Source organism: Alteromonas sp. 38 (assembly GCF_902506055.1).
GTDB lineage: Bacteria > Pseudomonadota > Gammaproteobacteria > Enterobacterales > Alteromonadaceae > Alteromonas > Alteromonas lipotrueae.
In genome coordinates, this window is the sequence record NZ_LR733300.1 from 2,662,701 (window position 1) to 2,682,619 (window position 19,919).

Here is a 19,919-nt window from a genome sequence, read left to right on the forward strand (position 1 = left end):
CGTATTATTAACACGTCAATGAATGTCATCTTCAATAATATAAAAGCCACATGGAAGTATTTAATGCAAGCTCCGGATTATTCAAACTACAGCCTTGCCGAACTTGAAGATGTGTTAGCCAACATCGACAAAGAGCAATATCCCGATAGAGTGTCTGCCGTGCTAAAGGAAATAGCCTTAAGACAACCCTTAACAAGTAAAACCGAAACGTCTCAGCATCAAGATAGTTCTCATCCTCAAAATACTGCCAATCACGACCCATTATTGGCGGAAGATAGATACGATGACGAAGCATTGCATGCAAACTGGCTAATTCGTTTTTGGAAAGGCCAAGTATCGTTACCTATCAGTTATTGGGTGGTTGGCATTTTAATAACACTTGGTGCACTTGCGCTAAGCTCATTTGTTGAACTTAAAATAGAAAGTGCATCATCGCGAGCTGAGCTTGGTATATACATGATGCTTTTGTACGTGGTGTTAACGCCCGTGGTTATCTGGCAATCGGTTGGCGTAATTCGCTCTGCCATCCGTCACCCTCATCGCGGTGGCTCTGCTGGTTGGGCAACAATGGCGATAATAATGACAGTAGTAGGAATGATAAATTTCACTGTAGATTTCTATCGGTCAGGGGTACCCATCATTACTGAAAGTATCTCTTTAATTGGCGCTGAATCCACCTATCCCCCTACCAAGTTTAGAGTTTTAAATAATGGCACCGAGCTAGAACTTTATGGCGGTATAGAAATTGGCTCCGAACTACTGCTGCTAGATGTACTGAAACAGAATGAAAACATAACAACAATACACTTACACAGTATTGGCGGAAGACTTATCGGCGCGACTCGTCTAGCTGCTGTAGTCAAAGAATATGGACTTAATACATTTGTGAAAACCTCGTGCTCTTCGGCATGCACTATTGTGTATTTAGCGGGAAAAGAAAGGCTATTGGGTGAAGACGGCGTGTTGCAGTTTCACGCTCCCGCATTAGGCGGCAAGTCTATGCATGACAACACAGAGTTAAGTTCCGCGTTTGACCAAGCGTATAAAGATGCCGATGTTCCAAATTGGTTTGCGAATAAAATACGAAATACGCCGAATACTGAACTTTGGGCTCCTTCTCACAAAGAACTTTTACGAGCAGGTATTGTCAGTAAAGTAGTGGACAGTAGCGCCTACGGGTTCAGTGGCTATGAAGACGAAAGCGAAATAAACACGCAAGCAGTAGAATCTGGTTTATTGACTCATCCCTACTTGGTTGCCATGAAAGACAAAGATCCAGATACCTACTATCGAATTGTCGCTATAAATGAAGAGGGTTTACGGGAAGGCGCTTCTATTAATGCTATTGCAACCCGAGCTCGAGCGGTGTTTGAAGCGAGAATTACGCATTATATCGCCCATGGTAGTGATGCCGACATCGTTGATTATTGGCATGTAATGATAAAACAAATGCAAGAACTTCAAGGGCAATATCCCCTTGCCTGCGCCGCATTTGTGTATCCCGAAGAGGTGCCACTAGAACACCATGCTGGGAATGAAGCTCAGCTATCGAGCGAAGTAAAGGCACTTGAGCTTGAGGTTTTAGCAAAGCTTATTGCTCATCAGCAGGTAAGCCCCTCTTTGTATTCTGATGAGGAAAGTGATGACATCATCACGAATTTAGTTAAAGACATGAAGGATAGCAGTAAGGCACATTTTGAGGTGGTAGCAGCACCTAAAGATTTTCTCGAGTCACCAAATATTATGTGTGGCGCTGCCATAGAAATTCAGCAGCGATTTATCGATTTCGAAATCCAAAAGGCGGCTAAATTACTAAGAACTATTAGTGCTCAGTAATTAATTTATATATCAGTAGCTAATAGCTACATCTACAACGGATTTAAAGATGAAAAAGTTATGGCTTGTTCTTGGCTTCTTAGTACTGACAGGGTGCTCGTCTAAGCTTGCATACAATAACCTCGATTGGCTTATTTATTGGTACATGGACGATTATGTAGAGCTTAACGACTCACAAGAAGCTATTTTCGATATTAAGCTTGAAGGGTGGATTGATTGGCACAGAGAAGAACAATTGGCTTTATATTTGGCCCAACTAGAGCAGATTACCGAAGAGATAAAACAAGATAAGTTAAACAAAGCAGTTATAGCTAATCATCTAAATCAGGCTAATGAGCATGTAATGACGTTACGCTCAAAAATAGCGCCTGAGTTAGCAGAACTCGCTTCCCGCTTAAGTGACGACCAAGTTATTTATTTGTTTGCTGCCATCCAAAAAGAAAATGACGAAGAGCAAGAAGAGCTTGATGAGTACGACTCAATGTCTGAAAGTGAAAGGCTTGAAAAGTTAATTGAGAATTTTGAGGAAGGTTTTGAAGAAAATTTGGGGGATTTAACTGACGAGCAAAAAACCATGGTGGCGAACGCTGCCCCTCACTTTGCCCGTACCCGTGGAAACTGGCTTGAATACCGATTAGCCATGCAGAATGAAGCGCGCCGATTGTTTGCAAGCAGACAAAACACAGAAGCGTTTCAACAAAAGCTAACCCACCTACTTACTCACCCTGATGACTACCGCACCGAAGAGTACCTAGCACGCAGACAAGCTAATCGAGAAGCATATTTATCGCTAGCCGATGCACTGGTAAAGACAATGACCGCAAAACAGAAGTCACACCTGCTGAAAAAGCTCAACAATATTATTGACGATATTAAAGACCTTCAAGACGATTAAAAGCGATAGGCTAATTAGCTACTATCGCTTGTTGTAAAGTGGCGGCGCTCAACCTCGGCGACCCGTCTCTTGCATTTTCAGCCGCTTTAATGAGTTTTACTATTGCGGTATTGGCGGGGGTACTCACTTGATGAGCTTCACCTAAAGCAACAATTTCGCCATTTAGGTAATCGACCTCTGTTTTTCTATTCAGCGCTAAATCCTCATACATAGATGAGCGTGCCTGAGGGTCAATTTTTAACGTAGCTGCAGCCACCTTTTTAAATAGAAAATTAGGTAAAGACATAATGTAAGGCATAAGCTTAGGGACGACCTTACCTGTTTTAGCTGGTTCAATACCAGCCGCTTTCATTGCGACTAAAGCTTCTTTTAGCACAACCGCCATTACTTTTCGGTATTCGTTGTCGTGCAATTGCTCAAGCAATGGCCTGCCAGAAAGTGCATTAACGGCGTTATTTAAATTCATGAGCAGCTTACCCCACTGCACACTAGATAAATCCTTGTACACATGAACAGGTAAGTCGGCCATGTCAAACAGGGCGACGAGATCTCCCGATTTCCCAGTTTTGTCTTCAACACACAAATTCCCTTCTGTGCCACAATGAAAATGCCCGTCGCCCTGCCCCAGCACGTTAAAGGGAACCATGCCTTTCATGACCGTATGATTCGGTAAGCATTCTGATAGCACTTGACCGTTTCTTACCCCGTTTTGAAAGCTGATGACAACAGGATTATCCTTCAATGAGTCACTATTTTCATATTCCGCAATAAGCGACGCGGCCTCTTGGGTATCACCGCTTTTTACGCACACTAAAATATAATCAGCGCTCGCCATGACCTCGGCATTTTCAGTAAAATTAATGTCTGCCGGTTTAAGTTTTGTATTTCTGCCGCGCCAATCGGTTAACGTTAAGCCGCTATTCGCAATTTGATCTTTAAGTCTTGCACGGCCAATTAAGGTGACATTCGCGCCAATAGACAGCAAACAACCTCCTAAATAACATCCGATACTCCCAGCGCCCAATATGACGATATTCGCTTTGTTTGCTGTCTTTATTTTGCTCATTTTTAACCTGCTGCCGAATTAAATACTAAGATCTAAAAGGTTGTAATCTTTTAGAGCTTTCTTTGTATCATTGTTGTATTCAAACTGGGTATCGGAATTTGCAAATAATGCATAAACATAAGGTGTCTCTTCTGGATACTTTTTCATACGAGCATCAATGGCATAACCTAATACCGCCGTTCGCTTTGCAATATGTTCGTCGTCGAATTCTTGCGAAGCACAATGAATACCCGCTCCACTGACATTCAACACCGAACTCCGGCGATGGAATCCAAAGTTCACTGTAACTCTAGGCTCAAAGCCTGTATTGGCAAAAGAGCCATGTACAATTTGACGGTTACAGATAACTACATCGCCAGCATTACAAATAATAGGGACCGCTTCAGTTAACCGTTCGCTACCCGCCTGCGCCACCATTTCTTTAATATCAAGCTTGCCCTGTTTATGCGTACCAGGTACTACCCACACCCCGTTTACTGCGGTACTTCCGTAAACCTGTGCCATAAAATTAAAACCATGAATGCCTTCATCGAAGTCTGGGCTATTCCAGTGAGTATCACCGTCTTGATGCCAAGATACCGCAGCGCCTAACCCGGGCTCTTTGATAAACAAACATTCATGAAAAGGCGCAAAGTCTTTACCATTAATAGATTCGGCTACTTTTAACAATTCAGGGTGTGCATAAGCACGTAAGCAAGCGTCAGAATATTCAAGTGAACCGAGTAGCACAAATACCGCTTCCTCTGGAGCATCTTTCGCGGCGCTGGGCTCAAATAATTTCACCTGATGACGCCCATTTGCGATAGGGGTTCCGCCTAAAGGATCGCCAAGTGATTTTGACCAAATTAATCTAGGCCCTAAAGCATCACTGGCAAGTGCTTTTTCTCCTTGGGCATTTAATTTTTCGCCATTTTTTAATGGAAATTGAGTTTTTAGCCGTTCGATATCTTGCTCTAAATCGGCAAGTTCTTTATCAGAGATTAATCCCTCAAATATATAAAAGCCATATTTTGAGTAAGCATCTTTAATGTGGGTGGCAAGGGAATCATCTGCTTCAAACTTAAGCGAGCCGCGGTTATCCATGGCAAGCGCTTTACGCTGACCTTCCAACAAGTAGCTTTTCATCGCGTTAGCATCTTTACCGTAATGCGCCGCGCAGGCTTCAATTGACTCACTAATATCTACAGGGTGTTTTATGGTTGTCATTTTTGATTTCACAGTTTTTATTAGTGATAAAACTTTACGATCAATAAAATCTGTGGTCAACAAAAATAAAAATGATAAACTGTGTCTTAATGCTGAGCTATCAGTAACAACGTATATAAAGCAAGTCACCTAGGCAGAAAAATAACGATGACACAAAAAGGGTTAGCACGAGGCAGCAGCACTAGAGCAGCCAACGTCAATAAACGCAAACATATTATTCTAGAGCGCGCTGGAGATATTATTGCCACCCAAGGCGTAGATGCGCTTACCATGAGTAAGTTAGCCCTTGCTGCCGACGTGACCGTGCCCACCATTCATAATTTGTTTGGTAAAAAAGCGGATATTTTTGAAAGGCTCGTTATTGAAATGATTGAGCGAGTAGAAAAGGCGCTTGCAGACCTTGTATTATCTGATCCTATCACGGCAAGCGAAGCTTTTATCGATAAACTTATCTCGCTTTTTAGGGCCAATGAGGGGTTGTATAAAGCCGCCTTTGTAGCTGGGGAAAACACGAAAATATTTGATCAAAAACTACCCGGAGGTATTTTTCAGACATCCTTAGATATCTGCTCACAGGTGTGCCAAAAAGGCCGTGAAGATGGCTATTTGTTAGGTAATATCAACACCGAAATTCTGGCTAGACAGGTGTTTGGCTGCCAACGCTTGGCCCGACAAGATTGGGTAAATAGCTATATTGATTTAGACAGATACAGAGCACAAGTGCTTTGCGGTATGTACATCACCTTTATGGCCGATGCCAGGCAAGATTACAAAGAAATGCTTCAGCGACGCGTAGAGCATTTAAGTCAAACTTATTAGCTTGAGCCTAGCAGTCACTCAACAAAATGTAAGAAAGGACCGGGCTGTCCATTACCCAGTCTATCTTGATAGTTCTAGCGTTAAATAAACGTCATCATTTAACTAGCTGCAGACGTCTCTTTACTTTTTAAATGCGCAATTTCATGTTTTACCGTAAACCCGATTAGCACAATGGCACAAATACACCCACCTGTGAGAAGTATGAACCCGCCATTCCAACCGAAGTAATCGACGGTAAAACCCAAGGCAATATTAGCGATAACAGCACCACCAAGATACCCAAACAGTCCTGTTAACCCGGCTGCCGTGCCAGCGGCTTTCTTTGGCACCAATTCTAGCGCGTATAAACCTATCAACATAACAGGTCCATAGATTAAAAAGCCGATAGCCATTAGCGCAGCCATATCTATGGATGGGTTTCCAGCAGGGTTAAACCAATATACAAGAACGGCGACTAATACGAGCACCATGTACAAAATAGCATCTGGTGAACGACGGCCTTTAAACCATTTGTCGCTAATGTAACCGCATAACAGCGTACCTGGAATGCCCGCCCACTCATACAACAAGTACGCCCAAGAACTATGCTCGAATGAGAAGTCTTTTACTTCTGACAAGTACGTCGGCGCCCAATCTAAAACGCCATATCGAATGAGATACACAAACGCATTGGCAATAGCGATAAACCACAGGAGTTTGTTGTTCAATACGTAGGTAACAAATATTTCTTTAGCACTGAGTTCTTGCTCATGCTTTTCTTCATAATCGATGGGATAGTCATTACGATGTTCCTCAATAGGCGGCAAACACAACTTTGCGGTGTATCTCGTAAGGTTAAAAATACAAAACCGGCGATTAATGCAGCGAAGGCTGCGGGTACATAAAAAGCGCTACGCCAATCATTAAACCACGCCATTCCCAAGATAAATAAAGGGCCAATGAGTCCGCCGCCAACGTTATGAGCAATATTCCAAACCGAAACAACTTGTCCTCGTTCATTCCCCGAGTACCAATGTACGATAGTACGGCCACAGGCGGGCCACCCCATACCTTGCACCCAGCCGTTAATAAAAAGCAGCAGAAAAATAATTGCTATGCTCTGGGTTGCCCATGGCACAAAACCAAAAATAAACATGACCAAGGAAGACAGTAATAACCCTGTCATTAAAAAATATCTGGGGTTGCTTCTATCAGAAACATTGCCCATTAAAAATTTACTTAACCCGTAGGCTATAGAGACTGCAGACAGCGCAAAACCTAACTCACCTTTTGTGAAGCCTTGCTCTTCAATTAAATAAGGCATGGCCAGTGAAAAATTCTTTCTTACAAGGTAATAGCCCGCATAGCCGACAAAGATACTGAGGAATACCTGCCATCTAAGCTTTTTATAAACTGGGTCTATTTCTTGTTCGTTTAACCGAGTTTTATGTACTGCAGGCTTGAAAAAACCAATCATATAAAGTTTCCAACTATCTGGCGATAAACTATTTTTATGGTTGCATTCTGCTTTTAGAAAGTTAAGAAAACAAGCATATATCTTAGTTATCACTCGAAGGTCTGCAATATTGCAGGCTCAGTAGTCATGCTACATAGCGACTTGTGGGCTATCATGGCATTTTTACGAATATTGCACACGCCCCCCGTTACACTAAGACGTTACCAAAAACGACTTCTAAAAAGAACACGAGGAAATGCTTCAGCAAAGAGCAATCAAGTCAAAAACATTAGACTAAAGACTAAATTTTATATGGCGCGCTGGATAATTATCCTAAATTCAAGACATGAGGTTTTATCTCTGCTAATTTGCGAGAAGTGAATTTAGTTCGTTGGTGTTAGTTTAAGCCTAGCAATCACTCAACAAGACGTAAGAAAATACTGTGCTATCCATGATCCGATTTTATCTTAAAGTTCTAGCAATAGTTGGCCTTAGTATATTTAGCCACGTGGTGAATGCCAATGTATTGACTGAACTTGAGTCGTTAGATTCACGGGTTAAAACTGAAACCCCAATGCCTATTGGCGAGGTAATATCGACGCTAGAAACGCGTTTACTCACCCCCGACTTCACCTCGCTTGAAAAAACCAAAATAGCCGTTAGATACGTTCAACTTAAACTCAAGTTACATCACACCGCCCCTGATGATGTTTTGACTATCCTTGAATCTTTAGTCGCTGAAACGGAAGATGGGTTAATCATTAAAACCGGGCTGGCCAGAATGAGTGGTATCAATGCCAATTACGACCGGTCTTATCAGCTATTCGGTGAAGTCATACAATCCCCTGCAGCCAGCCCGTCTGTTAAGGCTATGGCGATTGCGTATCTCATCCTTTCATACAATGAAGGGCAAGTTTTTGCATCAAGCGTTAACTTATTAAACACCCTCAACGAACTGGTTTATGAAAATAACTTCGCTTATGCCACCGCCCTGTACCATTACATGGCCGCAGATTATTATCATTCGGTAAAGTCCTTTGATATTGCCTTTGAGTATTATGAGAAGTCGTTAGCAGAGGCAAAAGCGCTCAATGAATGGCCGCTTGTCAGTGACAACCTGTACGCCATTGGCATTTTGTTTAGAAATATGGGCAACTTCGATAAAGCGATTACCTACTTTGAACTGACCATAGAATCAGACAGAAATATAGACATTAATTACGCAGAATATATTGCCCTGTATGGAATGGCGTCTACCTATTTTCGCACTGACAACATTGAAGAGGCCTTGAAACTGGCTGAAACTGTCACCTCTCACCCGCTTACTACCTCTTTTTACGATAGCGAAATTTATAGATTAAAAGCGAAAGCGCTGATGGAACGCGGACGTTTGAGAGAAGCGAGGGTGGCCCTTGACCAGTCTCGCAGCACCTATGATGACTACCGAGTAGGTGAGAAGACCACGTGGCGAGCAGAACTTGAAAAACTCGCCTCCCAAATTACTGCCAAAGAAGGTGATTTTGAAACGGCGTACAAAGAGTACGAGGTTTACCATAACGAATATCTTGAGGCTAAAAAGTACGAAGATTTAGAGCTATTAGAGAGCGCAAACTTAGTTTACGAAATAGAGCAGCAAAAAGAAAAAACCACATTACTAGAAAAAGAAAACCGTGCGATTTCTGAACTGCTTAACGCTAGGGAAGCTGCTCAGCAAACGCAAAAGCTCTTCACCCGGTGGCTGGTGATTTTTATTGCATTAACACTTGTCACCCTGGTTATTATTTTAATTTTGCTTAAAAAGGCACGTAAGACCAATGCTCTCTACATTTCAGCGAAGGAAAAAGCAGAACTTCATAGCAGGCTTAAAACAGAGTTTATTTCTAACATAAGCCACGAAATTAGAACCCCTCTGAACGCCATCATTGGTTTTGGGCAAGTACTGACTGACAAACTAGAAGATAAACAAACTAAAAAGCTGACCAGCCAAATAGTTAATTCATCTGAAATGCTTCTGCAACTTATTAATGACTTACTGGACTTCTCTAAAATTGAAGCGGGCAAGTTAACTCTAGATTACGGCCCTTATAATTTACGTCAAAGCATACGAAAGCTACTTGATATATTCCACGCTCAAGCAAGTAACAAGGGTTTAACGATTAAACTAAATATCGACAAAAACCTTCCAAAAGAGATGATTTTTGATGAGCTTAGGCTTAAACAAGTACTCGCCAACTTGATTAGCAACGCCATTAAATTTTCAAGTGCTGGGGTTATAGAAATAGGCATTGAGGTTAAACACAAAGACAACACCCACTGCTTGTTCGACGTATGGATTCAGGATAACGGCATCGGTATCAGCAAGTCCCAACAAGAAAACTTGTTTCAGCCCTTCATTCAAGCTGAAAGCTCAACGGCACGAAAGTATGGAGGCTCAGGCCTAGGCTTAAATATTTGCAATAAATTATTAGAGCAAATGAACTCTAAACTTCACGTTGTTAGCGCCATTGGACAAGGTTCACGCTTTTATTTTACGTTGGAATTTTGTCATTCAATAGGTGACGAATACATTCATAACCAAGAAGCCGCGCAATTAATTACCCAGTTCAAAAAGACACGCGTACTATTGGCCGAAGATAACGACATAAACGTTGAAGTTATAACGGCAATGCTAAACGCCACAAATCTACAAATACTCCGTGTTGCCAACGGAAACGACGCTATTCACAAATTATCTCAACAATCGTTTGATGTTATTTTGATGGATATTCAAATGCCAGAGATGGATGGGTACGAGGCCACTCGGGTTATACGCCATCAAATGAACGGTACCTTACCCATTATTGCATTAACAGCAAATGCCATGCAGCAAGATATCGATGCCTGTCTACATGCAGGCATGGACGACCATGTTAGCAAGCCAATAAGAAAAGAAAAGCTGCTTGAAGTGTTAGATAAATACCTTAACCCTTAAAAACGGAGTCATCTCGACTTATACACCCCCTTATTTTCTGTTATGCGCTCCCGAGTATGTCAAAAATAAACTAATACCGAACAAGCGTGCGCGTTTCTATGCTTTGGCGAGGTCTTGTCGTAGCAGTATCACTTTCCATATCTAGTGCACTATGCGCCAAATGCGGTCTTCCACGGTTATCATAAATATTAAAAATTATCGCTTCTTCGGGCGTCATATCAGACTGATAGAACCACTCGTGTGTTTTGTTTTCAGCTACCCCTAATATTTGGCCTTTGCGATCAGGGTATTCTAATTCGATGTTCATCCAATCATCTTCTTGCATCGAGCGTGGGCAAATAAACCCTAATGGCGATGACGGTATCTTGTATTCCACTGGGCGCCATACATTCACAAATCCAAAATGCCCTTGCTGAAACTCATGCGCTCTTTGAGCTCCTACAACATCTACCAAACGTTTTTCTACCCCACCTTCACTGTAGTCATTGTGAACATTACGGGCAGGTCTGCGCGTAGCATTAAGGTCGTCAATTCGTACTGTGTGGTCGAAAACAATCACTTCTTTTGCTTTTATCTGCTGCTGTAGAATGGCAGTAAGCTCACTTTCATAGTCGCTCGCCCACGCTTCAGATTCATCAAATGCATGCACCTTTGTCGGTGCATTTATAAAAATGATCCCATCTTCATCGAAGTTCACTGAACGCGTTTTATTTCGAATGTCAGTAACCGGCACCTTGACTGAAACTAATTCCGGCGAAATCAAATTTCCAACAACACCATTAACATCAAAATGAAATGCCTGAACTTCGTTACTTTTCACATGATAGTTTACTGTGGCTATAGCCATATAACGCACTCCTTAAAAAACGGTATAGGATTCCTCCCCGATGCAAAGGAATATAGTTTTTTAGAGGCGAGAGATAAATGGGATACAGATATAAACAGAATTCTGAAATTGAAGATAATAGCGCTTAATATTGAACCAGGTTTGACGATCTTCACCTCTTGCAACAAGAAGAACAATGCGGCATCCCACTTCTTTTCCTTCGGTATACCACTTCGCCAGTGCTGATGAAAAATTGGGTGCGTCAGTTTTTCATCAGCACTACATCATCCTAAATAATCTACTTTGCTTAACTTTGAGTGGTGGTTATGTTGGAAAAGACGCAACAAAAATAAATATTCACGTCATTGGTGTGGCACACAGTGATGAAACACTGTGCGATGCCCTGAGCCATGCTTAACAAAAACCTTTAGTGCAAACCAACCATTTAGAGGCACGCAAGGACAGTGTAGCAAGTTATCTAAAATCTGCCGACTCGACACTTTACGAGGTGCAAGGGGTATAAATTTCAGATTGTCTAACTTTCGCTGGAATGCGCTCACAAACATCGACCTGTTATTGGAATCGCTCTCTAGCATCAATACCACTTGCGACAACAAGTGTTGTACTAGTTTTGCTAACGTCTGCTGTTATTAAGTCTAAAAACCCAGAAATGGACAATATATATAGAATAGTACATTATGTAGCATAATATATATCTACTGGGTTGGTTATGGGAATTGTTAAAATATCTGATGCATTGCATGAAGAGGTGCGCAAAACCAGCGCAGTGATGGAACGTTCTATTAATTCGCAAGCAGAATTTTGGATGAAAGTCGGCCGGCTAGCAGAGCAAAATCCCAAATTATCTTACGAACAGATCATTGATTTAGAGATGCGCTCTCAAAACGTATTTTCAGTAAGGTTGGTTAGTGAATAGCCTTATAAAATCGACAAGTGAAATTTCACTCATGCGTGAATCTGGCAAATTACTGGCAAAGGTTTTTAGCGAGTTAGATAGTTTTATTGCCCCAGGTATTACCACCCTTGAAATTGATCGCTTTGTAGAACGGTATATTGTTGATTGCCTTAATGCGAGACCCGCAAGTAAAGGGCAATACGGGTATCAATTTGTGCTTAATAGCTCTGTAAATGATGTGGTTTGCCATGGCGTTCCATCTGCTACCAAAAAGCTCAAGAATGGCGATATCGTCAACATAGACATCACCCTAGAAAAAAATGGTTATATTACAGATAGCAGCAAGATGTACGCTATTGGTACTGTTTCACCTATAGCGAAAAGATTAGTTGATGTGACGTATGAAGCGATGTGGAAAGGTATAGACACCGTTAAGCACGGCACGACAATTGGTGACATTGGCTTTGCTATTCAGCAGCATGCGCATAAACATGGTTACAGTGTTGTTCGCGATTATTGTGGCCATGGTATTGGCAAAGAAATGCACGAAGAGCCAGAAATAGTCCACGTGGGTAGCGCGGGAACTGGGCTTAAATTGGAAGCAGGTATGACATTCACAATAGAGCCCATGGTTAATCAAGGAACGTACAAAACAAAGCTTAAAAAAGACGGCTGGACCGTGGTTACAAGAGATAAGAAGTTATCTGCTCAATGGGAACACACGGTATTGGTAACGGCGACAGGCGCAGAAGTACTAACGTTGAGAGATTCTGAGCCTAGATAAAAACCTAGCTGTTAACGGATAGCGGGAATGTCTCAAAACTCACTCCTTCCTGCCCTGTCTGCATAAAATTGCGAATTTTCGCGTGGTCATCACCATCAGGATTTTTCAAAACGTCATCACGATAAAAACCACCAAACAGTGCCAATGTCTGCGCTTGGTTAAGTTGAAGGTGCTGGCCTAACGCGAGTAACTTGCAAGAACCATTGTTTTGGTTAGCTTCATTAGTTACTTCGCCATTAGTAAAGGCCGTTGGCGTGAAAGTAAATGCATTATCGATAAGGGCAATAACGTCAACAAACTCAACGCTTTCAGGAGAATCATTAAGGTGCTTTGTTAAGGCATCGACATTGTTGTAGCTCATAAGAAATTTCCGTAACGAATTTGAAAAAACGGAAGTTTAAAATCGTATGTATAGGGTTGCAAGCAGGTTTACATGCTTCTGGGATCTATTTAAGGAATAGGCTGTACTAAAAAAGTCGAAAAGAATGAATGCCGATATTGAAAGAAATGATAAATCTAGCGCTGAGTTACCCTGAAAAATAATAGTCAGGAAGTGTATTGCTTAAGCTTGGCCTGACACGTTGACTTGGGTCAACTCGACAGACTGTAATGAACGATCAAGAGACCTGAGCAATGTGCAAAATATGCACTTTCCTATTTGTACAAACATGTCTGCACAAATGACTCATGGGGTCCAAAATAGAACATATGGTCAACAGCCCGTTGACCAATTAAAAGTGCAATAAGCTGTTGCACAAAATGCAGCAGCTAAACAAGCGTCAAATATCCAACAGCTTGTTGGACAATTTATTAAGAACATGATTTCACAAAGTTGGCTGAGTAGATTTAGCAAGATGGATTTGCAGTAGGAGCAAAAAATGCACCTACTTAGCGTCTTTTGTTATCGCAACGATTAGTCGAACAGTGTTTTCAATAATAGGTCATCTAATATCGTATCTTTGCAGTGTTAATCTCTAAGTGTCTCAAGATCGGCTTTTGGTACATGGCCGATATTCGGCTTCGTGCGATAACCAGTCACTGATCGCAGTCTGATTGAGGGGCTGCTGAAGACAAACAGCAGACCTCCAGAGTTTAGGTTTTTAACTTCCCAGTTGTGCCATAAGGCGGCCGCATGCACTCAGGGTTTAAATGCTTGCTGTATGCAATAAGCAGACATTGGTTTTTTCGTTTTATAGATCTGAAATGAGCAGAGGTAGGTCCGCTATAAATTGAGTAGGTGCTTTTGGTGCCAAAGCGGTCAATAGTGTTAATACATCATCAAAATAAACGACTCAAAAGACTTACTACGCCATTAGCGCCTTGCTGAAGAACATGAGTATATATTTGAGTAGTTTTTACATCAGAATGTCCCAGTTGGGCCTGAACCGTCCGGATATCTGCGCCAGACTGTAGTAAGTGGGTAGCAAATGAGTGCCTTAAAGTATGAGGCGTGATTGGCTTCTTCAAACCCTACACCAATACAGCTTTTTTTACCGCTTTGCGAACGCAAGTAGGATGAAAATGATGTCTTCTTATTTCACCAGTTTCTGGGTCTGCGCTCAGTTTATGAGAGGGAAACAGGAACTGCCAAGCAAGCGATTTATTCGCTGAAGAGTATTTTTAGCAAGTGCATGAGGCATCCAAACACCGGCGTATTGCTCATTCTGTATATCGAGTCTCAGGTATTCATCAACCTGCGCTATTTGATTTCTAAGTAATGGAATAAGCTCCGTTGCCAAAGTAACGACTCGGTGTTTTTGGCCTTTACCATTCCAGACTCTTAAACACTTGCAATCGAAATCAATATCTTGCACGCGCAGTTGCACAGCTTCCATGCTCCTTAGGCCACTGCCATACATCAAGCCAGCAATAAGATAGTAACGTTTATCCAATCTTGACATAAGCAGCTTCACTTCATCTTGCGTCATAACAATGGGTAGTTTGGGTTGGCGTTTACTTCTGGCAAAATTCAAATTGAGAGACAGTTCATTCTTTATAATGTGCTTGTAAAGAAACGATATCGAGTTTAATGCAGTGGCTTGCGTGCGCCGTGACACATTTGCATTTAACGCCAAATGTTCAAGGTATTGTTCAACTTCATTATCACCCATTGATGAAGGGTGACGTTTCCCATGAAAGTGAATAAATGCTGAAATCCATTTTAAATATGTAGAGACAGTCCTTGGGGAATACTGTTTTAGCAGCATGTAGTCATTTATGTGATTTAAGAAAGGAGACTTTGTTTTCATGAACTTTTAATATAACTGTATTTATATACAGTTATAGCTACCTTTCCCCTATATTCAAGCAAACGACCCAATTGCGCGTTTGCATCCTAAAATTAAATAGCTTTATTTTCTTGCAGCCATTGTCTGCATCGGCTTTCACAAATTTGGTAATCATGACAATATGGACAAAAACGAGCGGTAGCTCGGTAGAAAAACGCGCAATTTGCGCCTTATTAAATTGTTATACACCACTGTAATTGATAGATAATATGGATTTTATTACCAACAAAAAGCCAAGCAACGGATATAAACTTGGTGTTGCTCTTGTCGCTGTATTAGCAACATTGCTTATGGTTTTCCTCATAGTGTCCGGTTCAGTATCACTTACGCAAGGGGCGTTTTATTGCTGGTTCTTAGTCAGCATCGTTTTTTATATGGCAGGGCCAGTGCTTGGCAAGCGCAAAGAGTATTTTGGAAACGAACCATCTTCACAAATCATGCGGGTAAATTTGTTGCCGTATTTTTTGTTCAGTTTTCTGTGTGGTGGTATCGCGTTTTATGGTTGGCTATCTGGTGTATAACAAAAAAATAAAGTCACTCGCTGTCGCTCGTTGGGACGCTAACACGCAGGGCCGCTTCGCTATTATGCCCTACGCGTTATCGCCCCTTATTTAAAAGTTAGGCCTATGAATGTGAAACTTACCACCATTGTTTTTTTATCCCTGTTTCTGTGTTCGTGTGCACTAAAGGACGATCTCCCTAGTGAATGGGGAAGTTTAAATTCTGATTGCTCGGACGTAAGAATTGTAGTGTTTAATAAACACGCACACAACAAAGCGCTCAAGTCACTCCCTTCGGTCGCTGGGACCCATACGCGGGGCCGCTTCGCGATTATAGCCCCACGTATGTGCCCCTTAGCTTAAAGTTATGTGACAAGTGGAAAATTAAACTTTTATGGCCTTAAGTGAATTCGAAATAAAAAAGATAGAAAAAGCTGCCAACGCTTTTTTAAATAAGCGTAGGCCACCAGTGCATATTAGAAATGAGTTAGACATTGGTTGGCGGCTGGAGAAGCAATCAGTTTATATATATGAAACGCGTCCTGTTTGGAACAGCCCAAATGAATATCATGACCTGGACATGGCTAAAGCAACTTTTATCCGCGCTCAAGGTAAATGGAAAATTTTCTGGATGCGACAAGATCTAAAATGGCATGGCTATGAGCCAAATATGTATGTAAAAACTATTGAGCAAGTCTTTGCCGTTATAGATCATGATGAATACGCTTGTTTTTTGGGTAAGTCACATAACAAAAAAATCAAGTTCGCCCGCTGCGCGGGCTGGGACGCGAATACGCGGGGCGGCTTCGCCATTATGCCCCACGTATCTGCGCCCCTTAGCTTAAAGTTATGTTTCAAGGAGGAAATTTGAAAATATTATCGGCTTTATTAGTATCGCTTCTGTCACTATCAGTTTCAGCTTCGGAAGAAGATGCTGCAACTGAGCTTTTCACAGTTTTACAAATGAAACAACTTCTTGCGCAAAAGGCAATCAACTATAAAAAGCAAATGGTTCTTGCATTAGCAAGTACAGAAATGCCAGACGAAGAGAGAGCAGAATTAGAGCAGGAATATTCAGTAATTGTAGACAAAATTATAGCTTTTTTGAGCACTGAAGAAGTTTTGGAAGCGTTTAAGCATAGCTATAGTGAAACGTTCACTGAATCAGAATTACGAGATCTTGTGACTTTCTATGCTTCGCCAACCGGAAAAAAATTCCTAAGCCAATCAGGGAATTTGAACGCAAAGTTTATGGAAAAAATCAGCCCAAAATTTAATTCATTAATCAGTGAGTTTCAGCAGGTTGATTGAAATGAAACATAACAAATCAATGAACTCACTCACTTCGTTCGCTGGGACGCATACACGCAGGGCGGCTTCGCCAGTATGCCCTACGTGCCTGCGCCCGTTATTGAAAAGTTATGTTTCGAGTGGATGCCAGATGAAATTTCTCTTTATATTTGTTCTTTTAGGGAGTGTAGCCTGCACGTCGTTGGATGCTGAAAAAAATGATGTGGAAAGCAATTTCTTTGTAGGCATCCAAAATGACGTTTTAGTATATGAAGGGTCGATAACCAAGTCTTCGAACTTAGCGATTTTTCAAGCATTAAAAAAATCGAAGGAAAAGCCAAAAAGACTTATTATTTCAAGTCCAGGCGGAGAAATTGGTGCAGGGATGGATCTCGGTGAGTGGATACACAGCAATAAGCTAAATATAGAAATAAAAAATCTCTGCTTATCGTCGTGTGCAAACTATGTTTTACCCGCAGCTAATATTAAATACTTACATAAAGACACAATTTTAATGTGGCACGGAAGTGCTTGGCAGAAACAGTGGGATACCACAAATTCTGACGAATCATTTTATTCTAGCTATCTACCCAAAATGAGAAAAAGAGAAGCTGCCTTTTATCGTAGAATAGGAGTCGATAATCTTATTACTGTGTACGGACATAATGAAATGACCATATGGGATAAATTAAGATCTCTTTTTGGCAATGATTTAATAGGGTGGGATTACAGCTTAGATGATTTAGAGCGATTTGGTATATCGAAAATTATTCTCATAGACAATCATTGGAATTGGCGCGAGTATCAGCCTAAAGCTCGCAATGCGATAAAACGGATTACATTAAAAAAGAATTATTCGTTTATGCTTCATAGGTTTGAAACATAACAAAAAAATTAAGTTCGCCCGCTGCGCGGGCTGGGACGCAAACACGCAGGGCGGCTTCGCCATTATGCCCTACGTGCCTGTGCCCCTTATTTAAAAGTTAGGTGCTATGTAGTTATGAAAAAACAAATATTCATTTTATTAGCTTTCGCAATGATCTTTGCTGGGTGCGAATCACTGCAATTAGTTAACCCCGAGATACCTATCGGAGAATATAACGAAGCAGAGAGTAAAAACATTTTAGACCAAGTTAATTCATTGGAAGGTGAACCAAAGGCGTGTTTAGATTCTTTTATAAATGAATACCAAAAAGGACTCTTTGAATATTGCGAAGCAACTGAGGGGGGCGAAAACATCGGTGGTGGTTGCGCTCATGTCGCTTATGCTTGGTCAATTACAACTAGTGTATTGGAGGCTGGGCTCGCTAATTGCACACGCACCTAACAAAAAAATCAAGTCGTATGCGCTTCGCGCATACTGGGACGCTAACACGCAGGGCTGCTTCGCTATTATGCCCTACGCGTTATCGCCCCTTAGTGGGGTGTTAGGCGTCATTTACTTACAGCTTTAAAAAGTAGTCTCAGCTGTGACATTCCAGCAGCAAGGCTGTTTCGCTAGGTTGTATTTACGGCTGGCTTTTTTCAGTACTTTAAACAAACTTTAGTAACGCGCTTTTAATCAACACCGCAACGCCAACATTCTGCATCACCAACTTTCTAAACTCGCTCTTTTATCCAGCAATGTCGTTAACATCTGGCATTTCGCACAGGGTTGTTTTATCTTAAATTCAATAATTTAAACATGCGGTCTATTTGGCTAGTGGTGGCAGCAAAGCTGCGTACGTTCCTTTGTACGCCTAACAAAACGCTGTTGGCACTCCCTTCGGTCGCTGGGACGCTAACACGTGGGCTGCTTCGCATTATAGCCCACGCGTCTGCGCCCCTTATTTAAAAGTTAGCCATCAAGGAGGAACATGGAACTTCCCGAGTTTAAATATCATTCTGATTCGTTAAAGTCTGGTTCCATAATTGAGTCAGACGCAGTCTGTTTATGTTGCGGCAAAGCCACAGGATATATATACGGTGGGCTACCCTATTCTGAAGTAGAGTTAGAGGACTCAATATGCCCTTGGTGCATAGCAAATGGTGCTGCCCATAAAAAATTTGATGCAGAATTCACAGATTTTGACGGTATAGGTGGGTATGGTGATTGGGATGATGTAGCTTTATCAGTTAAAGAAGAAATAACCTATCACACACCGGGATTTACTGGTTGGCAGCAGGAAAGGTGGTGGACGCACTGTAATGATGGCGCAGATTATCTTGGTTGTGCAGGCTTCAGCGAAATTAAAGAGTACGGTCAGGATTTAGAAGTCACGCTGAAAGCAGAGGCAACAGCGACGTACGGCCTCAAAGAGGGACAATGGGAAAACTTCTATCAGTCACTTGATGCTGATGGCTCACCAACTGCTTATATATTCAAATGTATTCATTGCGGTAAACATGGTGGCTACATTGACTTTGATTAACATGATGGCTAACAAACACATTATGTTCATTCGCTGCGCTCATTGGGACGCAAACTCGCTGGCTGGCACTTCGCGCAAGTATAGCCAGCAAGCATGCGCCCCATATGTGAAACGTTAGCTGCCAGAGTAAATATGAAGTATTTTTGTACTATTTTGATGGTTAGTTTAATTTTTGGCTTTACTCTTAAGGGCAATGCAGTGGAAAAAAACACCTATACTCCTCCCGAAATGCCCGCATATCCAGAGTCATATGAAGAGGTAATGCAAACACTCGCCCCATACTATCGCGCGCAGCGACCACTCGACTATTTCTTTGAACTCTACGTCATTGATACTTTGAAAAAACTGCCCACAAAATCATTAAGCGCCTTAACCGAATTCTCAGAAAAGCACCCCAGTTTTTTCGAATCTACTCAAGGTGATTGGAGAGCGTTTGTTGTTTCAGCAATGGATTTATCAGAAACTATAGACATTGCCATATGGGATTTATGGATAAGAAACTCAAGCGGAGCAATCAACGATGGTTGGGATTACCACCCATGGCATTTTGCGCAAAACTTCGTTGACAACTATTCTCATGATAATAGTCAAGTTGATATATGGACTGAAGACTCTTTAAGGGAAGCAAAAAAACGAATAAGGATGTTTCGAGAACGTGGCAACTAACAAACGACTA

The 19,919-nt window shown here is 41.6% G+C and carries 18 protein-coding genes and 2 pseudogenes; 14 read left to right on the forward strand and 6 right to left on the reverse strand.

The features are described from left to right. Positions 1-63 precede the first annotated feature (63 nt). Together FLAVO9R_RS11560 and FLAVO9R_RS11565 are read left to right on the forward strand one after the other, a co-directional pair. Entirely contained in the window at positions 64-1,836 is a 1,773-nt protein-coding gene (locus tag FLAVO9R_RS11560; RefSeq protein WP_159531434.1) for a hypothetical protein, read from the forward strand. A 49-nt stretch (positions 1,837-1,885) separates the two neighbouring features. Next, the gene (locus FLAVO9R_RS11565; RefSeq protein WP_159531436.1) at positions 1,886-2,731 is read left to right on the forward strand and encodes a DUF6279 family lipoprotein; all 846 of its coding nucleotides are present in this window, start codon (positions 1,886-1,888) and stop codon (positions 2,729-2,731) included. 10 nt (positions 2,732-2,741) lie between these two features. Here the strand turns inward: FLAVO9R_RS11565 and FLAVO9R_RS11570 are convergent, their stop codons facing one another. Beyond that, positions 2,742-3,797 (reverse strand): 2-dehydropantoate 2-reductase, encoded by a 1,056-nt coding sequence (locus tag FLAVO9R_RS11570; RefSeq protein WP_159531438.1) that lies wholly within the window; start codon positions 3,795-3,797, stop codon positions 2,742-2,744. A gap of 18 nt (positions 3,798-3,815) precedes the next feature. Then, the gene (locus tag FLAVO9R_RS11575; RefSeq protein WP_159531440.1) at positions 3,816-5,003 is read right to left on the reverse strand and encodes a phytanoyl-CoA dioxygenase family protein; all 1,188 of its coding nucleotides are present in this window, start codon (positions 5,001-5,003) and stop codon (positions 3,816-3,818) included. Between the two features lie 147 nt (positions 5,004-5,150). On the opposite strand from FLAVO9R_RS11575, the gene FLAVO9R_RS11580 reads away from it, so the two are divergent. Next, positions 5,151-5,822, forward strand: a complete 672-nt coding sequence (locus tag FLAVO9R_RS11580; protein ID WP_159531442.1) for a TetR/AcrR family transcriptional regulator — start codon at positions 5,151-5,153, stop codon at positions 5,820-5,822. Positions 5,823-5,920: 98 nt separating this feature from the next. Here FLAVO9R_RS11580 and glpT read toward each other — a convergent pair. Next, positions 5,921-7,278: pseudogene (gene glpT / locus FLAVO9R_RS11585) on the reverse strand (glycerol-3-phosphate transporter). Between the two features lie 430 nt (positions 7,279-7,708). On the opposite strand from glpT, the gene FLAVO9R_RS11590 reads away from it, so the two are divergent. Then, a complete protein-coding gene (locus tag FLAVO9R_RS11590; protein WP_232370637.1) occupies positions 7,709-10,228 on the forward strand; it encodes a hybrid sensor histidine kinase/response regulator in 2,520 nt (839 codons plus the stop codon). Positions 10,229-10,298: 70 nt separating this feature from the next. On the opposite strand, the gene FLAVO9R_RS11595 is transcribed toward FLAVO9R_RS11590, so the two are convergent. Beyond that, positions 10,299-11,075, reverse strand: a complete 777-nt coding sequence (locus tag FLAVO9R_RS11595) for a CmcJ/NvfI family oxidoreductase (RefSeq protein ID WP_159531444.1) — start codon at positions 11,073-11,075, stop codon at positions 10,299-10,301. A 175-nt stretch (positions 11,076-11,250) separates the two neighbouring features. Between FLAVO9R_RS11595 and FLAVO9R_RS11600 the strand changes: the two genes are divergently transcribed. The 3 genes from FLAVO9R_RS11600 to map all read left to right on the forward strand — a co-directional run bounded on the left by FLAVO9R_RS11600 (position 11,251) and on the right by map (position 12,754). Next, positions 11,251-11,472, forward strand: a complete 222-nt coding sequence (locus FLAVO9R_RS11600) for a hypothetical protein (RefSeq protein ID WP_159531446.1) — start codon at positions 11,251-11,253, stop codon at positions 11,470-11,472. 312 nt (positions 11,473-11,784) lie between these two features. Then, complete coding sequence (locus tag FLAVO9R_RS11605; RefSeq protein ID WP_057792933.1) at positions 11,785-11,991, forward strand: ParD-like family protein; 207 nt, start codon at positions 11,785-11,787, stop codon at positions 11,989-11,991. Next, positions 11,984-12,754 carry a type I methionyl aminopeptidase gene (map, locus tag FLAVO9R_RS11610; protein ID WP_159531448.1) on the forward strand — a complete coding sequence of 257 codons (771 nt, stop codon included), beginning with the start codon at positions 11,984-11,986 and terminating at the stop codon, positions 12,752-12,754. Before FLAVO9R_RS11605 ends, map begins: the two co-directional genes overlap by 8 nt. A 4-nt stretch (positions 12,755-12,758) precedes the next feature. On the opposite strand, the gene FLAVO9R_RS11615 is transcribed toward map, so the two are convergent. Continuing rightward, positions 12,759-13,115, reverse strand: a complete 357-nt coding sequence (locus tag FLAVO9R_RS11615) for a HopJ type III effector protein (RefSeq protein ID WP_159531450.1) — start codon at positions 13,113-13,115, stop codon at positions 12,759-12,761. Between the two features lie 917 nt (positions 13,116-14,032). Then, positions 14,033-15,003, reverse strand: a pseudogene (locus FLAVO9R_RS11625) (integron integrase). Between the two features lie 248 nt (positions 15,004-15,251). Between FLAVO9R_RS11625 and FLAVO9R_RS11630 the strand changes: the two are divergent. The 7 genes from FLAVO9R_RS11630 to FLAVO9R_RS11660 all read left to right on the forward strand — a co-directional run bounded on the left by FLAVO9R_RS11630 (position 15,252) and on the right by FLAVO9R_RS11660 (position 19,909). Then, positions 15,252-15,563 carry a hypothetical protein gene (locus tag FLAVO9R_RS11630; protein WP_159531456.1) on the forward strand — a complete coding sequence of 104 codons (312 nt, stop codon included), beginning with the start codon at positions 15,252-15,254 and terminating at the stop codon, positions 15,561-15,563. Between the two features lie 373 nt (positions 15,564-15,936). Beyond that, on the forward strand, positions 15,937-16,413 hold the full coding sequence (locus tag FLAVO9R_RS20580; RefSeq protein ID WP_442858570.1) for a DUF3024 domain-containing protein: 477 nt from the start codon (positions 15,937-15,939) through the stop codon (positions 16,411-16,413). Then, positions 16,410-16,853 carry a DUF2059 domain-containing protein gene (locus FLAVO9R_RS11640; protein WP_159531458.1) on the forward strand — a complete coding sequence of 148 codons (444 nt, stop codon included), beginning with the start codon at positions 16,410-16,412 and terminating at the stop codon, positions 16,851-16,853. Before FLAVO9R_RS20580 ends, FLAVO9R_RS11640 begins: the two co-directional genes overlap by 4 nt. 130 nt (positions 16,854-16,983) lie before the next feature. Continuing rightward, complete coding sequence (locus FLAVO9R_RS11645; RefSeq protein ID WP_126873382.1) at positions 16,984-17,718, forward strand: hypothetical protein; 735 nt, start codon at positions 16,984-16,986, stop codon at positions 17,716-17,718. A gap of 114 nt (positions 17,719-17,832) precedes the next feature. Beyond that, positions 17,833-18,159: a hypothetical protein gene (locus FLAVO9R_RS11650; RefSeq protein WP_159531460.1), complete on the forward strand. Its 327-nt coding sequence runs from the start codon at positions 17,833-17,835 to the stop codon at positions 18,157-18,159. Between the two features lie 529 nt (positions 18,160-18,688). Beyond that, positions 18,689-19,243 carry a CbrC family protein gene (locus tag FLAVO9R_RS11655; RefSeq protein WP_159531462.1) on the forward strand — a complete coding sequence of 185 codons (555 nt, stop codon included), beginning with the start codon at positions 18,689-18,691 and terminating at the stop codon, positions 19,241-19,243. 132 nt (positions 19,244-19,375) lie between these two features. Beyond that, the gene (locus FLAVO9R_RS11660) at positions 19,376-19,909 is read left to right on the forward strand and encodes a hypothetical protein (protein ID WP_159531464.1); all 534 of its coding nucleotides are present in this window, start codon (positions 19,376-19,378) and stop codon (positions 19,907-19,909) included. Positions 19,910-19,919: the final 10 nt, after the last annotated feature.